Raw genomic sequence first — 1,100 nt, 5'->3', positions numbered from 1 at the left:
CCCTGGCCACCGGCACCCCTCTCGGGGGTGCCGGACCTCCGGCGTTCCCGGCCGGCCTCCGGGGGGCACAGGGCGCGCCGGGGGTACGGCCTATCCTGGGCGTATGTACTTCACCGACCGTGGCATCGAGGAACTGGAGAAGCGGCGCGGCGAGGAGGAGGTCACCTTCGAGTGGCTCGCCGAGCAGCTGCGGACCTTCGTCGACCTCAACCCCGACTTCGAGGTGCCGGTCGAGCGCCTCGCGACCTGGCTGGCCCGTCTCGACGACGAGGACGAGGACGAGTAGAGGCCCCTGGGGGGCCTTCGCCGGGCGGCGGGGCCCGGTACGACGGGGCGTCGGTGCGGCAGCTTCGGTGCGGGCTCCACGCGTGCGTGGGCTCGTTCGGGTGGTACGGAGCCGGTACGGGGCTCCGCGCGCGGGGCGCCGGTCAGTCGGCGCGCAGACGGTCGTAGGCGAGGCCCAGGGCGCCGTGGGCGACGAGGACGGTCCCGGCCGTCGCCCAGGCGCCGCTGCGGCGGCGCAGGGCCCACAGCAGCAGCGGTACGCCCGCCGCGAGCTGCGCGGCGGCGAGGGCACGCGCCCGGGGGCCCCGCAGGTAGGGGCCGAGGGGGCCGTCCTCCACGATGTCCAGTTCGGCGCGTACGGCGTCGCGCAGGCCGCCGCCCTCCAGTTGTTCGGCGCCCTGGGCGAGGGCGGCGGAGCGCAGCCGGTCCGTGTCCTCACCGGGGCCGACCCCGGGGGGCAGGGCGAGCCCGGTGCGGGCGAGGACGGCGACGAGGCCGACGAGCCGGGCCGGGCCGTGGGCGTCCGGGTCGGGGGCGGTGAGCGGTTCGAGGTCCTGCACGTCCAGGACGGGGTCGAGGCCGAGGCGGTCCGCGAAGGTCCGCATGGCCTCGTCCTCGCCGGCGGGCGTGCCGTCCGCGAGCCACGTGTAGCCGACGGTGCGCCGGAACCCCGCGGCGAGGACGAACCCGGCGCGCTCGCCGTCCCACCAGAGCGCGAGGACGGGCCAGGTGGCGGCGACCGCGAGGGCGGTGGCCCAGCCGCTGACGACGCGTTCGACGGGTTCCCCGCCGTGGAGCCAGGGGGTGCCCTCGGG

General features: G+C 77.6%; 2 protein-coding genes. One reads left to right on the top strand and one right to left on the bottom strand.

Translation table 11 applies throughout. The annotated features are described in order from the left end of the window. Nucleotides 1-286, top strand: a 286-nt coding sequence (locus RIF68_RS36575; RefSeq protein WP_375165757.1) for a DUF6104 family protein, incomplete at its 5' end; no start/stop codon positions are given. A gap of 142 nt (nt 287-428) precedes the next feature. On the opposite strand, the gene RIF68_RS29950 is transcribed toward RIF68_RS36575, so the two are convergent. Continuing rightward, nucleotides 429-1,100, bottom strand: a 672-nt coding sequence (locus RIF68_RS29950; protein WP_309054416.1) for a hypothetical protein, incomplete at its 5' end; no start/stop codon positions are given.

It is taken from the genome of Streptomyces sp. (assembly GCF_031178505.1).
Taxonomy (GTDB): Bacteria; Actinomycetota; Actinomycetes; order Streptomycetales; family Streptomycetaceae; genus Streptomyces; species Streptomyces gulbargensis.
The sequence above is the reverse complement of the archived record's forward strand: the minus strand, read 5'-3'. Positions and strand labels throughout refer to the sequence as shown.